Source organism: Streptomyces sp. NPDC021080 (assembly GCF_044333225.1).
GTDB lineage: Bacteria > Actinomycetota > Actinomycetes > Streptomycetales > Streptomycetaceae > Streptomyces.
Map to the genome: position 1 here is coordinate 611,307 of NZ_JBIRQM010000001.1, position 14,575 is coordinate 625,881.

Annotated in this window: 16 protein-coding genes; 9 read left to right on the top strand and 7 right to left on the bottom strand. The window is 72.7% G+C overall.

All coding sequences use genetic code 11. The annotated features are described in order from the left end of the window. Nucleotides 1-63: 63 nt before the first annotated feature. The 5 genes from ACH4S8_RS02710 to ACH4S8_RS02730 all read right to left on the bottom strand — a co-directional run bounded on the left by ACH4S8_RS02710 (nt 64) and on the right by ACH4S8_RS02730 (nt 5,508). Nucleotides 64-2,412, bottom strand: coding sequence for a SpoIIE family protein phosphatase (locus ACH4S8_RS02710; protein ID WP_398390200.1), 2,349 nt, complete (start codon nt 2,410-2,412; stop codon nt 64-66). Between the two features lie 228 nt (nt 2,413-2,640). Then, the gene (locus tag ACH4S8_RS02715; protein WP_398390202.1) at nt 2,641-2,835 is read right to left on the bottom strand and encodes a hypothetical protein; all 195 of its coding nucleotides are present in this window, start codon (nt 2,833-2,835) and stop codon (nt 2,641-2,643) included. Continuing rightward, a complete protein-coding gene (locus ACH4S8_RS02720; protein ID WP_398390204.1) occupies nt 2,835-3,269 on the bottom strand; it encodes a hypothetical protein in 435 nt (144 codons plus the stop codon). Before ACH4S8_RS02720 ends, ACH4S8_RS02715 begins: the two co-directional genes overlap by 1 nt. A gap of 47 nt (nt 3,270-3,316) precedes the next feature. After that, the gene (locus ACH4S8_RS02725) at nt 3,317-4,807 is read right to left on the bottom strand and encodes a sensor histidine kinase (protein WP_398390206.1); all 1,491 of its coding nucleotides are present in this window, start codon (nt 4,805-4,807) and stop codon (nt 3,317-3,319) included. After that, entirely contained in the window at nt 4,804-5,508 is a 705-nt protein-coding gene (locus tag ACH4S8_RS02730; RefSeq protein ID WP_398390208.1) for a response regulator transcription factor, read from the bottom strand. Before ACH4S8_RS02730 ends, ACH4S8_RS02725 begins: the two co-directional genes overlap by 4 nt. Nucleotides 5,509-5,750: 242 nt before the next feature. On the opposite strand from ACH4S8_RS02730, the gene ACH4S8_RS02735 reads away from it, so the two are divergent. After that, nucleotides 5,751-6,638 (top strand): hypothetical protein, encoded by an 888-nt coding sequence (locus ACH4S8_RS02735; protein ID WP_398390210.1) that lies wholly within the window; start codon nt 5,751-5,753, stop codon nt 6,636-6,638. A gap of 223 nt (nt 6,639-6,861) precedes the next feature. After that, nucleotides 6,862-7,599, top strand: a complete 738-nt coding sequence (locus ACH4S8_RS02740; protein ID WP_398390212.1) for a DUF4232 domain-containing protein — start codon at nt 6,862-6,864, stop codon at nt 7,597-7,599. A gap of 309 nt (nt 7,600-7,908) precedes the next feature. Here the strand turns inward: ACH4S8_RS02740 and ACH4S8_RS02745 are convergent, their stop codons facing one another. Then, nucleotides 7,909-8,601: a GntR family transcriptional regulator gene (locus tag ACH4S8_RS02745; protein WP_398390214.1), complete on the bottom strand. Its 693-nt coding sequence runs from the start codon at nt 8,599-8,601 to the stop codon at nt 7,909-7,911. A 110-nt stretch (nt 8,602-8,711) separates the two neighbouring features. Here ACH4S8_RS02745 and ACH4S8_RS02750 point away from each other — a divergent pair, with 110 nt between their 5' ends. The 6 genes from ACH4S8_RS02750 to ACH4S8_RS02775 all read left to right on the top strand — a co-directional run bounded on the left by ACH4S8_RS02750 (nt 8,712) and on the right by ACH4S8_RS02775 (nt 11,574). Next, nucleotides 8,712-9,602 (top strand): hypothetical protein, encoded by an 891-nt coding sequence (locus tag ACH4S8_RS02750; protein WP_398390215.1) that lies wholly within the window; start codon nt 8,712-8,714, stop codon nt 9,600-9,602. Nucleotides 9,603-9,791: 189 nt separating this feature from the next. Further along, entirely contained in the window at nt 9,792-9,956 is a 165-nt protein-coding gene (rpmG, locus tag ACH4S8_RS02755) for a 50S ribosomal protein L33 (protein WP_151467191.1), read from the top strand. A gap of 94 nt (nt 9,957-10,050) precedes the next feature. Then, a complete protein-coding gene (locus ACH4S8_RS02760; RefSeq protein ID WP_398390217.1) occupies nt 10,051-10,311 on the top strand; it encodes a type B 50S ribosomal protein L31 in 261 nt (86 codons plus the stop codon). Nucleotides 10,312-10,352: 41 nt separating this feature from the next. Continuing rightward, nucleotides 10,353-10,475 (top strand): type B 50S ribosomal protein L36, encoded by a 123-nt coding sequence (ykgO, locus tag ACH4S8_RS02765; RefSeq protein ID WP_362156145.1) that lies wholly within the window; start codon nt 10,353-10,355, stop codon nt 10,473-10,475. A gap of 218 nt (nt 10,476-10,693) precedes the next feature. Next, nucleotides 10,694-10,819: a hypothetical protein gene (locus tag ACH4S8_RS02770; protein ID WP_398390219.1), complete on the top strand. Its 126-nt coding sequence runs from the start codon at nt 10,694-10,696 to the stop codon at nt 10,817-10,819. A 149-nt stretch (nt 10,820-10,968) separates the two neighbouring features. After that, entirely contained in the window at nt 10,969-11,574 is a 606-nt protein-coding gene (locus ACH4S8_RS02775) for a GPP34 family phosphoprotein (protein ID WP_398390221.1), read from the top strand. 59 nt (nt 11,575-11,633) lie between these two features. Here the strand turns inward: ACH4S8_RS02775 and ACH4S8_RS02780 are convergent, their stop codons facing one another. Beyond that, entirely contained in the window at nt 11,634-12,791 is a 1,158-nt protein-coding gene (locus ACH4S8_RS02780) for a hypothetical protein (RefSeq protein WP_398390223.1), read from the bottom strand. Between the two features lie 359 nt (nt 12,792-13,150). Here ACH4S8_RS02780 and ACH4S8_RS02785 point away from each other — a divergent pair, with 359 nt between their 5' ends. After that, entirely contained in the window at nt 13,151-14,143 is a 993-nt protein-coding gene (locus ACH4S8_RS02785) for a LacI family DNA-binding transcriptional regulator (RefSeq protein WP_398390225.1), read from the top strand. Nucleotides 14,144-14,575: the final 432 nt, after the last annotated feature.

The following is a 14,575-nucleotide window of genomic DNA, read 5'->3' on the forward strand; positions in this document are numbered from 1 at the left end:
GTACGGTGGCCGCGGTCCGTAGGGTGGCCGCCGTCCGTACGGTGGCCGCGGTCCGTACCCCCTTCAGACAAGCGTCTGTTCCGTCCAGATCGTCTTGCCCTGCGCGGAGTAGCGGATGCCCCAGTTGTGGCTGAGCTGCGCGCAGATGAACAGGCCGCGTCCGCCTTCGTCGGCCGTGCGGGCGTGGCGCAGCCGCGGCGCCGCCCCGCCGGCGTCGCTGACCTCGCAGGTGAGCGTGGCGTCCTTGATGAGCCGCAACCGGATCGGCGCCGCTCCGTACCGCAGGGCGTTGGTCACCAGTTCGCTGACGATCAACTCGGTGGCGAAGGCGGTCTCTTCATCCACCCGCCACCCGCGGAGCCGGTCCTGGGCGTGGTGCCGTGCCGTCGCGGCGGCCGTGGGCAGGAAGTCCAGGGACCAGGTGGCGACCCGGTCCGGTGGAAAGGCCCGGGTGCGGGCGAGCAGCAGGAGGACGTCGCGGCGGCCCGCCGTGTCGCGGAGCCGGTAGAGGACGTCGTCCCGTACGGCGCCGAGGGGACGGTCCAGCCGGGTGAGCGCCACACGCAACGGGTCCGTCGAGTCGCCGTCCGGACCCTCGCGCACCGGGAACGCCGTGGTGCGCAGCGCGAGGACGCTGCCGTCCCGCACGGGGACGGAGGCGGTGGCGAAGGGAGGCCCGTCCCGGCTGCCCAGCAGGGGGCCCGTCGGGATCTGCGGCACGTGCACCACACCGCCCGGGTGGGCCACGACGGGCGCGGGATGGCCCGCGGAGGCCATGACGCAGGTCTCCTGCAGCGGGTCGTGGACCGCGTAGACACAGCTGGCCCGCAGGGGATGCCGGCGCAGTGGATCACCGTCCGGCAGGGCCGCCCGCTCGTGGGCGAGCCGTACGACCGCGTCGTTGAGGCGGGCGAGCAGTTCGTCGGGATCCAGGTCGAGCGCCGCGAGCGAATGGATCACCGTCCGGAGCCGGCCCATGGTTGTCGCGGCGTCGATGCCGCTTCCGCCGACCTCCCCGATCGCCAGGGCGGTACGGGCCCCGGGCAGGCCGAAGGCGTCGTACCAGGTGCCCGCTCCCGCGTCGGCCGGGACGTGCAGGGGCGCGAATTCCATGGCCGTCCGCGACGCGGGCTCCGGCGGCAGCAGATGGCGTTGCAGCGCCGCCGCGATCGTGTGCTCACGGGTGTAGCGGCGGGCGTTGTCGAGGCTCAGCGCGGTGTGCGCGGCCAGTTCCTCGGCGACGGTGAGGTCGTTCTCGTCGAAGGCGTCGTGCGGTCGTACGCGATAGAGGCTCAGCAGTCCGAGTACGGCGCCCCGCAGCGTCAGCGGGGTGGTGAGCAGCACGCGGGCGCCGGAGGCCCGGATGGCACGGGCCCGCTCCGGATCCGCTTTCAGCCAGGGGGTGTTGCCGTCCAGGACGACGGCTCGTGGCTTGAGATCGCTGAGCACCTGTGAATACGGCGTCGGCGTGGGGACGGCCCGCACGTCACCGACGGGATGGGCCTGCGCCCTGTCGGCGGGTCCGTCGATGCGGAAGGCCGCGCGGCGCAGCGGGATGCCGCGTCCGAGGGGGCTGAGGGGCGGGTCCTCGCCCCGCACCACGGCGTCGACCACTTCGACCACCGCGATGTCGGCGAAGCCGGGCACCAGCACGTCCACCAGTTCCTGACAGGTCGTCACGACGTCCAGGCTCCGGCCCACCCGTTCGCGCACCGAACCGAGCGCCTTCAGCCGCCGCTCGCTCCGCAGGGACTCCGTGACCTCGTCCATGGAGACGACCACGCCGCGCGCGTTCCTGAGCGGGAACGCCGAGAGGTTCACGAACCGCTGGCGCGACGACGCGTCCACCGGGTCGAGCCGTACGGCGTGATCGGTGACGGAGACGCCGTCCGTGAGGACCGTCCGCAGGACGTCCTCGAACTCCCGCGGACGGGAGGGACGGCACACCTCGCCGACCGGCCGGTCCAGGGCCTGCTCCGCCGTGACGCCGGACAGCGCGGCGGCGGCCTCGTTGACGCTGAGGACGCGCAGCGCCGCGTCGAGGACGAAGAACGCCTCGTGCGTGTTGGCCCGCAGGATGTCGAACACCGTGGTCCGGGTCCCGTCGGGGGTGGTGCCGTCCCCCGCCTCGAAGACGCCCCAGGCGAGGGTGCCGTCGGACAGCGGCACCACCTGGACCCTGAGGTCGACCGGCATTCCCCCGGCGTCATGGATGACCAGCGGCCCGTCTCCGGGCTCCGCGTCGTGGCCGAAGGCGCCGCCAGGGCCCTCGACGTCGGGCGCGACCAGGGCGAGGGCCGTTCGTCCCACCGCCTCGGAGTCCGAGCGCAGCCAGATCTCGCGTGCTCTGCGGCTCCATCGGACGACGACCCCCGCGCCGTCGACGACCATCAGCGGAGTGGCGGCAGTCACCGGCGATCACCTCTGCTGTGCGTCCGGCTGGGCACCCCCGTGTCGTGGGACGACTTCGACGGCTGAATCACCGGAGGAGGCCCTGTCGGGAGCCATGTCTTCTTTGTGTCTCTTTTCTTCTTTCTTCCGTATGGTCCACAAAACCATCATTCTACGGCGCGGCCGGGCCGCAAGGCGATGCGGCCCGGCCGCGCCGGGCGCCTCGCTCGGTCGCCGCCCGCCACGGCGTCAGTCGTGGGCCATGTCCGATTCGGCCGAACTCGCCGCGGACTCCGCGCCGTCGACCAGCTTCTGCAGACGGGCGACATCCGTGGAGGCGGGGCCGGGGGAGGCGGGGGCGTTCCCGGCGTCACCGTGGCCGCCGCAGGCGGTCAGGAGCAGCGCGGTCACGGCGAGGGCGAGCGCCGGTCGTCCCGCGCGCATCAGGAGCCGGCTCCGTCGGCGTGGCTCGTGCACCACTTCTCGACGTCCGCCAGATCCTTCCGGCGGCCCTCCAGGGTCGGGACGAGCGAACGCCTGAAGGTGAGGCGGCTGTTGAGATACGTCTCGATCTGCGTGTGCCCGGCGGACTTGGCGTTGGCGACCCGCTGTTCCAGCCGGGCGATCGAACCGCGCTGCGAGACGTCCCCGTTCAGCCGGTCGAGGATGCGGTCGATCCGCTGGTCGATCTTCGGCGCGCGCTTGCAGAGCGCCTTCGCGCCGTCGCCCGTCGGCGCGCCCGACGGCCGCGTTCCGGTGCCGTCGGCCGACGCGGCGCCCGCGGCGCCGAGCAGCGCGCCGACCGCCAGCAGCGAGACGACGGTCGTCCGGGTCTTTGACGCCGCCGGTTTCCTCGATGTGCTCGATGTGCTCGACATGCTGAACTCCTCTTCGTTCCGGGGCGGTTGCCCGCACGTCCGGCACGCTAGGAGTGCTCTTTGTGGAATTCTTGTGGCCGGGCACCGGCGGTCGTGATCACCCAGTTGCGCTGCAGGGGGAGCGTCGCCCCGACGTCGTCCGCGCCGCCCGTCAGGGGGAGTACGACCTCGATCCGGGTCCCCTCCCCGGACGGCGGTTCGAGGACCCGGACACGGCCCCGGTGCAGGTCGATCTGCTGGGCGACCAGGGTGAGCCCGAGGCCCGACCCCGGACTGTCCGGGCGCCGCTCGAAGCGTTCGAAGACCGCGGCACGACGTTCGGGCGCGATACCGGGTCCCTGGTCGTCGACGAACAGGACGGCGTGGTCGCCGCTCGCACGCACCGTGACATCGATGTGCGCGGGGCGTCCGTCGGCGCATCCGCCGTGCACCAGCGCGTTGGTCAGCAGATTGTCGAGGACCGTGCGCAGTCCGGGTTCCCAGCCGTGGACCCGCAGCCCCGGCGGACAGTCGGCCACGATGTGCGCGAGCGGATGGCGCCGCCGCTGCTCCCGGGCGCTCGCCTCCACCACGTCCGCCAGGTCCACCGGGCCGAAGGCGTCCGCCTCGACCAGGTCACCGCGGCCGAGCTCGCGCAGCATGACCAACAGCCCGAGCAGCCGGGCGTGTTCACGGCGCAGGTCGTCGAGCACCTCGTCGCGGTCGGGAGCGGGAAGGGCCGGATGCTCGGTGAGGATCTCCAGATTGGTCTGCATGCTCATCAGCGGAGTGCGCAGTTCGTGCGCGGCGGCCGAGGCGAACGAACGGGCGGTGGCGAGTGCCTCCTCCGTCCGCGCGGCCTGTTCGTCGTAGCGGCCGAGGACCGTCTGGAGGGCGTGCGCCAGATCGTCGACCTCGGCGATCCGGGCCGGAGCGTGGTCGAGGCGGGCGGCGCTGGTCCGCGGATCGAGGCCGCTCGCGCTGTCCCGCAGCCGTCGCAGCGGGCGGCTCGCGCGCCCGGCCACCGCGGCGGCCAGCAGCCCCGACAGCGGTGCGGCCAGCAGCGCCACCGTCACCACGCGCCGTCGCACCAGGCGCAGTTGGGTGTCCGCGGCGGTGTCGGGCGCGAAGAGCCAGAGGGTGCCGCGTACTCCGGGACGGGTACCGGAGACCCGCGTCGACAGGACCCGCCAGGAGTCCCCGCCGGCCCGCAGCGTGACCGGCACCGGCGCGCTCGCGGGGAGCGCCACGCCCTGCCCCGGCTGCGGGCCGCCGGTGAACGTCTCCGACGGGCCCACCAGCCGGATGCCGACGTCCAGAGCGGAGGTGAACAGCCGCCTCTCACGGGTTCGTTCGACCGCCGCCGACCGGTCCGCGGCACTCGCCCGGAGCAGCCCGCGGGCGTCCTTCGCCACGGCCGTCGCGCTCTGCCGCAGGTGGGCGTCCTGCTGGTCGTGCAGATCCGCCGCCACCAGCCGCAGCAGCAGCCAGCCGGTGGCCAGCACCAGGACCGGCACGCTCGCCCCCACGGCGAGGGCGATGCGGGTGGACAGCCTCATCGCCCGGCCTCCGGTCCGTCGTCGCGCAGCACGAATCCGACGCCCCGCACGGTGTGGATGATCCGGGCCCGGCCCGGGGCCTCCAGCTTGCGCCGCAGATAGCTCACGAACGTGTCCACCGCGTCGGTGCGCACATCGAAGTCGTACCCCCAGACCCGGTCGAGGAGCCGATCACGGCTGAGCACGATGCCCGCGTTGCGTGCCAGGACGTGCAGCAGCTCGAACTCCCGCCGGGTCAGCTCCAGTTGCCGTCCGTCCAGGCTGACCGTGCGCGCCGCGGGGTCCAGTGACAGCCCGCCCACCCGCACGGTGTCGGTGTCCTTCGGCGGGCGGCGCCGCAGCAGCGCCTGGAGCCGGAGCACCAACTCCTGCAGGGCGAACGGCTTGACGAGGTAGTCGTCACCACCGGCCTGCAGTCCCGCGATCCGGTCGGCGGTCTCGTCGAGCGCCGAGAGCATCAGGACCGGTACGTCGTTGTCCTCCTCGCGCAGCGCCCGGCACACGTCGATGCCGCTGAGACCGGGCATGGAGATGTCCAGCACGATCGCGTCGGGCGGTGTCCGCCGGGCCACGTCCAGCGCGGGCCGGCCGCCGTCGGCCAGGTCCACGGTGAAACCGCCGAGCCGCAGACCGCGTTCGAGTGACCGTCGTATCGCCGCGTCGTCGTCGACGACGAGGACCCGGCTCCGGTCTGCGCCCATCACCACACCCCACCAACTCGCAGGAACGGTCCGGTCGGGCCGGCCGTTTCGTCGCCCATGGTGCACCAGCGGCCTCGCGGCGGACGCCCGCGGTCCACCCTCGTAAGGCTCTGGCCAGGCACGGTACGGTAACGAACCGCTTCGCGACATGTGAAGAAAGTGTGTCTGCGGCGTAGTGTCCCGCCTTGCCCGGGTGCTCGTGGGGGGGGGGGGGGTGACCCGGTGCAGGGGAGGGGAGTGTCATGGCCACCATGACAGCGGGCCGACGCGTGCCCGCGATCGTCCGGAGCCGGCTCGTCGCGGGGGTCTGCACGGGCCTCTTGTGCACGTCGCTGGCCGGGTGCGGGAACGGCGGCGCGCCGACGGCCGCCGCCACGGCCTCCGCGAGCACCTTGGCGTCCGCGGCGCCGACATCCGCGCCGCCCGCGTCCGCGCCGACGCCCTCGGTCAGCGATGTACCGACGCCGACGCCGACGCCGACACCGGCCACGGTCGAGGCCACACCGGCCGCCTCCGGGGAAGCGGCGCAGGCCGGCGGTTCGGGCGCGTCGGCCCTGTGGGGGAAGGCGTACAGCGGCACCGCGCGCATCTCCGTCCACGTCTACGACTACTGCACCACCGACGGCTCCCGGCGTCAGGCGGGCAGTCAGACCTACTCCATGAACGCCACGCTCCATCTGGACAGGCCCCGTACCGGCGGCGACCAGAGCGAGAGCAACCCGTTCTCGATGCTGTTCGCGGCGGGCAACCCCGCCCAGGCCGGCGCGGTCTCCTTCTGGTCCTCGTCGGTCAGCACGGTCTCCAGCCGGGACCTGGCGGGCAACTACCGGGATCCGAACCTCCTGTTGACCTACTGGGACATCGGCTGGTCCGACGGCCGGCTGAACGCCAGGCTCACCGACCCGCACGCCCGCGAAGCCGTCGTCCTGAACCTGCTCAACTGGCCCGGCCCCCTCGTCGCCTGCCGCTCCGACCTCGGCCAGATGCCCGGCGGTTTCCCGCACGCGCTGGCCGCCGGCACGACGTTCACGGGCCGCCTCGACGGCTCCGGCGCGTCGCTCACCGCCGAGGGCAGCACCACCGACGGCGTGGTCGCGTTCACGTTCACGTTCGACGGCACCGCCTCGTGACACCGTTCCGGCCCCCTTCCCGCGGCGGACCACGACCCGTCGCGGGCCCGGGGACACGGATGGAGGCCGCCGTGCGAACCGGCGGCCCGCGGTGATCGGTCCCCGGCCCGTCACCGTCATGTCACAGCCGTGTCCGCAGGTGAACCAGGCACGCCGTCCGTCGATCTGTAGCGACGAGTGCCGGTGAACGACCGGCGCCTGAACATCTCTATCGGGGGACTTCATGCAGTACGGGATGCACTTCGGGTCGCGTGCCCGCGGAGCCGCTCTGGCCATGGCGAGCATGTCGGCGGCCGCACTTCTCGTGACCGCGTGCCAGCCGGGCTCGGACACCGCGGGTTCCACCGCCGCGCCGTCGGGCGGTACGGCGACGAAGCCGACGGCGTCGTCCGCCGCCTCCTCGAAGCCCGCCACGCCCTCCGGCGGGACGGGAACCTCGGCCGCGCCCACGGGTGCTCCCACGTCCAAGGCTCCGGCTTCGGGCTCGGGCGGCGTCACCGCGACACCCGTCGCGACGACGAAGACCTGTGCCGCGGAGTCCCTGAAGGCCTTCATGTACCAGGCCGCCGTACGGCCCCCGGGCACCGGGACCGGCGCCGCGATCGTCGAGTTCACCAACATGTCCGGTGCGGCCTGTGTCCTGCAGGGGTATCCGACCGTGGCGGGGGCGGCCAACGGCACGCCCGAGAAGAACCGCCCGCTGACCGTGACCAAGGCGGGCCCCACGTCCAAGGTGGTACTCGCGCCCGCCGCGAAGGCCTGGGTCAAGCTGACGTTCGTCCAGGTCCAGGGCGAGGCCGACGGCTACTGCGTGTCCGGGTCCACTCCGGTCTCCTACCCGACCCTGGTGGTGGGCCTGCCGGGCAGCGGAGCGAACCAACTCGCCCTCGAGGACGGTGTGCTGGCCGAGTGCGACAACAAGGTGACGGTCACCGCCGTCACCGCGACGAAGCCGTCCTGACCCTCGCCGGTGCGCCGTCGCCGTCGGCCACGGCCGCCCGGTGGTGGCGCCGGCGCACCGGGAGCGGGACTCGGCCGACGGCCCGGAACCGCTGCGCGGCGAGGGCGGCGGAAGGGGGTGTCCCGGCGGAGCCGTCCCCAGGCTGCGCGGACCGGGCCGCGCTCGATCCCGGCTCCCCGGGCCATGACCCGGACCGCCTCCCGGCCCAGACCTAGGGACCGGCTCCGGACGGGACCCAGGGACCAGCTCGGCTCCGGCCCCGGCCCCGGCCCCCTGGAGCGGCCGGAGGCGGCGTGCTGCGGCGCGGGCCTAGCCGGCCTGGCCCGCATCGTCGGTCAGAGCGGCCGCGGTCAAGGTGAGGTGCCGGACCAGGACCGCGGCTGCGGTGTCGGCGTCGCGGGCCAGCGCCGCCTCCTCCAGCCTGCGGTGTTCCTCGGCGCCGTCCCGGCCGGGGTTGCGGTGCGCCGACCAACGGCGGGCCAGCTCACTCGCGGTCCACAACCGGTCGAAGGTCTCGAGCAGCGCACGGTTTCCGCACCCCTCCAGCAACGTGCGGTGGAAGGCCCTGTGCGCCTCGGCCCAGGCGTCGGTGTAGTACTCGCCTTCCTCCGGCGCGTACGCCGGAGTGCGAACCAGACGATGGTGCGCGGCCCGCACACGGGCCTCCCAGTCGACGTCGCCGCGCTCGATGGACATGCGCAGTACGACCGGTTCGACGGTCCGGCGGGCTTCCGCGATCTCCTGCCAGCGCTGGTCGGAGAAGGACGGGACGGCGAAACCGCGGTTGGGCAGCCGGTCGGCGAGCCCCTCACCGACCACCCGCACGAGCGCCTCGCGCACCACGGCCAGGCTCACGCCCTGCTCCTTGGCGAGATCCTGCGGCTTGAGGGGGGTACCGGGCGGGTGGTCCCCGCGCATGATCGCGTCCCGCAGGTGTGCGTAGACCTGCTCGGAGAGCATCTGCTTCCCCGGCGGGGTCGAGGGGTGCGCCGTCTGAGTCACGGGCCCATCGTAGACGACCGGATAGACGATCCTCTGGATAATCGATTATTGATGTTATCGTCGATTCAGTAGCCGATGGGGACGTCCTCGTCCGGAAGGGAACAACCGCTATGTCCGTCAATGACCGCTTAATCCGCCCCGGCGACGGCCCGATGGACCTGAACGCCGTCGCTGACGTCAGTCGTGCCGTCAGCGCCGCCCACCTGTTCGTCTATCTCGCCCCCGAGGGCGCCGAGGAGGCGGCCGGGCTCGGCGTGACCGACCGCGGGCAGGCGTATCTGGCCTTCCGGTCGGCCGCGATGGGCGCGGTTCCGTGGCAGGTCACGCTCGCGGCCTTCTACAACTTCAGTCCGCGGGCGGTGCGGGCCATGGCGGGCGTGTGGGACGCCGCGCCGCCCGAGCGGTGGCAGGCCGCCCGCTTCCTGGCCGTCGGACGGGCGATGCGGCGCGTCGGCGTACATCTCACGGACGGCCACCTCGCCGAGGCGCGCTCGCTGATCGACCCGGTCGTCGCCGGTGCCGACTACGCCGGCAAGGTGCTGGCCGCCGCGAACGCCTCGGTCCCGCTTCCCCCCGATCCTCTCGTCGCGCTCTGGCAGCAGATCACGGTGGCGCGCGAGTGGCGCGGCGACGCCCATCTCGTCGTACTCGCCGACAACGGCCTCGGGCCGTGCGACTGCCTCGTCCTGCACACCGCGACCGGCCGCCTCCCGACAGCTCTCGCGCGGGCGACCCGTCGGTGGAACGACGAGGAGTGGAGCGCGGCGACGGCACGTCTCGTCGCGCGCGGCTGGCTCGACTCCCGCGCCGTGCTCACCGACGCCGGCAGGGCGGCACGCGAGCGCATCGAAGGGGAGACGGACGCGCACTGCGCGGCGCTGTGGGCGCCGATCGGCGACGCGGGTGCCCGCCGCCTCGCCTCGCTCGTCGCGCCGATCGCCGACGCGTTCACCGCGGCGGGGACGTTCCAGGCCGTTCGCGGACGGTCCGATCCCGCATGAGCGGTCCTTTGCGTGAGCAAGATCGATCGCGGGCCGCCGGAGCCCGCCGCTCCCGGTTCCGTTCTTGGAACCCGTTCTCGGAACCCGTTCTCGCTTCGGGAATGCGAACGCCCGGTGCGCTGTTGCAGACCATGTAACTGATTGGCATGCGCGAGTCAAGGCTCGTGCATGGTGGGTGAAGGAGGGCTCATGGCACGCAGCACCGCGCGTCCCGTCGTCACGCTGAAGTCGACGGCCGGGACCGGCGCCACGTATGTGACGCGCAAGAACCGCGGGAACGACCCCGACCGGCTCGTCCTGCGCAAGTACGACCCGCTGGCCGGCCGGCACGTCGCGTTCCGGGAGGAGCGCTGACCGTACGCCGGGCGTACCGGGCGCAGATGCCCGTCGTACCCGTCGTACCCGTCGTATCCGCGCACGTACTTGCCGTGACCGAGGAAGGAACCGCATGAGGCCCGACATCCATCCCGTATCCCGTCCGGTCGTCTTCCGGGACCGCGCCGCCGGCGTCGCGTTCCTGACGCGATCCACCGCGCACTCCACGAAGACGATCGAGTGGGAGGACGGCGCCGTCCATCCCGTCGTCGACGTGGAGATCTCGTCGGCGAGCCATCCGTTCCACACCGGGACCTCACGGGTCCTGGACACCGCCGGCCGGGTGGAGCGCTTCGAGCGCCGCTACGGCCGCACGGCGTCGGACCGGCACTGACCGCCGGAGCGCGCCGAGTTCGGCAGGAGGAGGACAGAGTCATGAAAGTACGGAAGTCACTGCGCTCGCTGAAGTCCAAGCCGGGGGCCCAGGTGGTCCGCAGGCACGGCGTGGTCTTCGTCGTGAACAAGAAGAACCCGCGACTGAAGGCCCGCCAGGGCTGACGGCACATCGGACGGGCGCATCGGACGCGGGACATCCGGTCCGGCGGGCGCACCACGCGTCGGCCGGACCGGCCGCGTGCACGGCCCTCGGGCCGTCCCTCCGCCGCCGGCCACGGCCTCGGCGCTTCGACGTCCAGGGCGGGGCCGGACACGACGGCTCGCCACCGGGGTACGAGTCGCCGACCGCCTGCCTCGCGCCGGACCGGGCGACCCCCGTCGTGCCGCTGAACACCGGCATCGACCACGAAGGGACGGAGCCCAGCGCCCTGTCCGGGGACGCGATCACGAAGATCATCACGCCACGGCACGCCTTCGACCGGCCCGCGGAGCCCGCGGCTCACTGACGCACGGGTCCACCGGGAGTTACGATCACGACCGTGACGTGCCCTTCCGTCGCGGGCGACCGGATCGCCCGCGGAGGGCGGTGCGGTGGATGCGCTGGATCCGGTGCGGGACGTTCGCGCCGGGGGAGGTACTCCGAGGGGAGCCGTTCGTGACCACGGCCAGGGACTTGTTCATCATCACGATGGACAAGGAGCCGGAACGTTCTGTGGGGCAGGGCGACCTGTCGCTCGCCCTCGCCGGAGCCGAGGTGATCGATCTCCTCGCCGGCGAGGTCATCACCCTGGACGGTGACAGGATGACGCCGGCGAGACAGCCGGCGACGGACGACCGTCTGCTGGGCGAGGCGGCGTCCTCGCTCGTGCGGCAGGTCCCGTACGAGCGGGTCGAGGACTGGCTCTGGCGCAGAGGCCGCGATCTGGCGGCGGCCTATCAGACCGACCTCGAACAGGCGGGCCAGCTCACCCGGCAGCGACGGAGCCGATTGCCGTTCGGCGGCGAACGCATGGAGTTGGTCGATTCACCGGCCCGCAGCCGCGCGATGCATCGCTGGGCGGCCGACGAGCCCGTCCTCGCCGCGCTCGCCGAGGTCGTCGGGATCCCCGCCGAGCAGACCGAGGACACCCCCTCGGTCGAGGACGAGGCGGTGACCACCGTGCTGGTCGCCGTGCACGACGCGGTGATGGAACTGGAAGCCGTCCGCCAGCGCCGGGCCATCGAGAACGCGGCGTTCGCCAACATCTGGCGCGGTGCCTGACGGTACCCGTGCCGACGGCGCGGGGGAGCGGCGCGTACGCCGCTCCCCCGCGCCCGAGGTCACTCGGAAGCCTCGCGCGCCCGCCGCTCGCTCTCACGCGCTTCCTGGAGGTGGGCGTCGACGCGTTGCGCCCGCCGGGGCAGCAGCGAGTCCGTGACGCGCTGGAGCGTCTTCGCCAGAGGGTGCTTGTCCTGCCCCTGCGCCGAGTTCCGCACGGCGGACGACGCGTCGCGGTACTCGGCCATCTCGGCGAGCGCCGTGTGGGCGAGTTCGGTCGCCTCGCGGTACAGATCGCGCGACTTTGTCATGGCGTCGAGGGCTTCGGAGTACGAGGCCACCAAGGCGCGCGCGTGGGCGAGTTCCTCCTCCATGGTGAGCAACTGCCAGTCCTCGCGCAGCGCCGTGAGAGCCGCCGCCGCGTCGTCCGGCAGCGGCCACGGCAGCGCCGCGAACTGCACGATCTTGTCGAGGAGTTCCTTCGGTTCGGAACCGTCGAGGAAGACACTGCGCACCCTGAACGCCTGCTCGTCGAATCCGATCCGGGCGGGGTTGCCGGACAGGATCACCGCCCCGCCCCGCGGCACGGACGTCCCCAGGTCGCCGAGCGCCCAGTTGACGGCGTGGAACTGCTCGGGCGTGGCCCGGTGTTCCACCACGCGGTGCCGCAGCGCGGGCGGCAGCAGCCGGGTCAGCGGGAGGCGGCCCTCGGCGTCGGGGGTCATGGCCTCGTGCACGACGACGTTGATGCTCCAGCTGTGCCGGGCGATGTCCTTGAGCAGCCGGCGCAGCGCCGCGTCGTCCTTCGGCAGCGGGTTGATGTCCTGGAGCAGCAGCCCGGCCGCGGCGTCACGGTCCCAGGAGATGTCGCTCCGCTCGGGCCAGAGCAGCGCGGCGGGAGAGGTCCACCCGGGATCCCACGGCCGCTCCGCCTCGGCCGCCAGCTCCCAGCGCCGCTCGCCGTCCACGTGCGCACGTGCGTCGGTGGTGAGCCGCGCCCGCACGGTGACGTCGCCGTCGACGAACCAGCGCGCCTCGAAGACGTGACCGTCCGGCGTCGCGGCGTTCTCCTTCTCCAGGAAGTCCTGGATCCTTTCACTGTTCTTCAGTTCCCGCAGGTGCTCCCGGAGAGCGCTCTGCGGGGCGGGGCCCGTGTGGCGCCCGGCGGCCAGCCAGACTGTTTCCGGGGCGGTGGGACGCTCTGTGGAGGACTTCGGCATGAGTCACTTTGCTGGTGGGGTGTGGTGTGCCCTCCCAGTATGGTCATCTTTGGCCGGGAGCCGGGAGGCGAGGCCCCCTGGAATCACGGACCTCCGCCATCGGGTGACTATGGACGTTTCGTTGACGGTCGACCGTATTGGGGGCATAACGGGTGATTCGAGCGGGCCGCGACCGGCGGGGCGGCTCGTCCGGGCGTCCTCCGTGGACGGGGTCCCGCGCGCATCGGGGGCGGCGGCGACGGGTGTCGTGCGCCCCGGGGGCGCGGACCTGCGCTGACACGGGAGGGGGTGCGGCCGGCCGGAACCTCGCCGGAGGGCGGGCGCCGGTAGGGTTGCGGTCGGAGAAGGGGCGGACCGGGATGCGGCAGCGGGTGACCATGAGCGACGTGGCGCGGGCCGCGGGAGTCTCGTCCGCCACCGTCTCGTACGTGCTGAGCGGAAAGCGTCCGGTCACGGAGGAGACCCGTAAGGCGGTCGAATCGGCCATCGAGCAGCTCGGGTTCAGCCTCAACCCCGTCGCCCGGAGCCTTCGTACGGGCAAGTCCACCATGGTCGCCCTCGTCGTACCGGACATCGCCAACCCCTTCTACGCGCTGCTCGCCCGCTCGATCCAGGACGAGCTGCGCGGCCGGGGCTACCACGTGCTGGTGAGCAGTACGGGAGCACGGCGGGACGAGGAGGAGGCGCTGCTGCACGAGGCGGTGCACCAGAGGTTCGCCGGTGTCGTGATGACGCCGTTCCGGCTCGCCGCCGACGCCTTCGAGGTACTGCGCACCGCCGGGGTCCCGGCCGTGGTCAGCGCGGACGTCCCCTTCGGTGACGTCGATCTGGTGACTCCCGACGCCGACGGCGCGGTCCGCGAGGCCCTGGCGCATGTGGCGGCCACCGGCCGGCGGCGCGTCGGCGTCATCGCCGGGCCGCTGGACGCCGCGGGCGGCGATCCGCGCCTGGAACGCGTCCGGAGGCACGCGGCCGAGGCGGGGCTGCGTATCGCCGAGGAGCACATCGTCCACGGCGAGCACACGCGGGAGGCGGGAGCGGAGGGCTTCGAACGGCTGATGCGCGCGAAGCTCCGGCCCGAAGCCGTGCTGTGCGGCAACGACATCACGGCCGTCGGCGCGATGGACACGGCCGAGCGCCTCGGACTCGACATTCCCGGTGACGTGTCCCTGGTGGGGCACGACGACATCGAGTTCGCCTCGCTCGTCCGGCCGCGGCTGACGACCATCCGCTATCCGGCGCGCGAGGTGGGCCGTGTCGCGGCCGGGCTCCTCCTGGAGCAGATCGACGGCCGGACGCGGCGCAGGACCGTGCGGGTCGGCGCGGTCTTCGTGGCGCGCGCGTCGGTCTGACACCGCCTCGACGCCGGTCCTGAGCCGGAGTCCGGGCCGGCGATCGTCCCTCCCGCCACGCCTGTTTCCGTTCCACGGCTTTGCCGGATCGATGTCGGGGGACTGTGGCGTAATCGATTACGCTGCGCGAGACTGGGCGGCGGACGCAGACCCGACCGGGGACGGGGCTGCCCGGGAACGCCATCGATCTGTCGCATTCGACAGGGAATGGCACCCAAGTTGATTTGTGCTGCCTTCAAACAAAATCAACATGCGCCTGTTTGCTTTTGGTCATTCGCGTCGCAAAAGCCAACAGCGTCAATAAGGCCGGACGGCCCGTCCTGTGCCGGTTCGTGAGCCGGGCGGGAGGGTGGGTCGGGTGGCTCGTGTCGATCGCGTCCGCCCGTTTCCCGGTTGCCAGTTGAGGTCGTGAACTCCTGGCGCCGGTGGTCC

Excerpts from the sequence above, each read along its gene's own strand:
- ACH4S8_RS02715 (WP_398390202.1), bottom strand. The coding sequence starts at position 2,835 with ATGCGCGCGGGACGACCGGCGCTCGCCCTCGCCGTGACCGCGCTGCTC.
- ACH4S8_RS02785 (WP_398390225.1), top strand. The coding sequence starts at position 13,151 with ATGCGGCAGCGGGTGACCATGAGCGACGTGGCGCGGGCCGCGGGAGTC.
- ACH4S8_RS02740 (WP_398390212.1), top strand. The coding sequence starts at position 6,862 with ATGCAGTACGGGATGCACTTCGGGTCGCGTGCCCGCGGAGCCGCTCTG.
- ACH4S8_RS02725 (WP_398390206.1), bottom strand. The coding sequence starts at position 4,807 with ATGAGGCTGTCCACCCGCATCGCCCTCGCCGTGGGGGCGAGCGTGCCG.
- ACH4S8_RS02760 (WP_398390217.1), top strand. The coding sequence starts at position 10,051 with ATGAGGCCCGACATCCATCCCGTATCCCGTCCGGTCGTCTTCCGGGAC.
- ACH4S8_RS02780 (WP_398390223.1), bottom strand. The coding sequence starts at position 12,791 with ATGCCGAAGTCCTCCACAGAGCGTCCCACCGCCCCGGAAACAGTCTGG.
- ACH4S8_RS02750 (WP_398390215.1), top strand. The coding sequence starts at position 8,712 with ATGTCCGTCAATGACCGCTTAATCCGCCCCGGCGACGGCCCGATGGAC.
- rpmG (WP_151467191.1), top strand. The coding sequence starts at position 9,792 with ATGGCACGCAGCACCGCGCGTCCCGTCGTCACGCTGAAGTCGACGGCC.
- ACH4S8_RS02730 (WP_398390208.1), bottom strand. The coding sequence starts at position 5,508 with ATGGGCGCAGACCGGAGCCGGGTCCTCGTCGTCGACGACGACGCGGCG.
- ACH4S8_RS02720 (WP_398390204.1), bottom strand. The coding sequence starts at position 3,269 with ATGTCGAGCACATCGAGCACATCGAGGAAACCGGCGGCGTCAAAGACC.
- ykgO (WP_362156145.1), top strand. The coding sequence starts at position 10,353 with ATGAAAGTACGGAAGTCACTGCGCTCGCTGAAGTCCAAGCCGGGGGCC.
- ACH4S8_RS02735 (WP_398390210.1), top strand. The coding sequence starts at position 5,751 with ATGGCCACCATGACAGCGGGCCGACGCGTGCCCGCGATCGTCCGGAGC.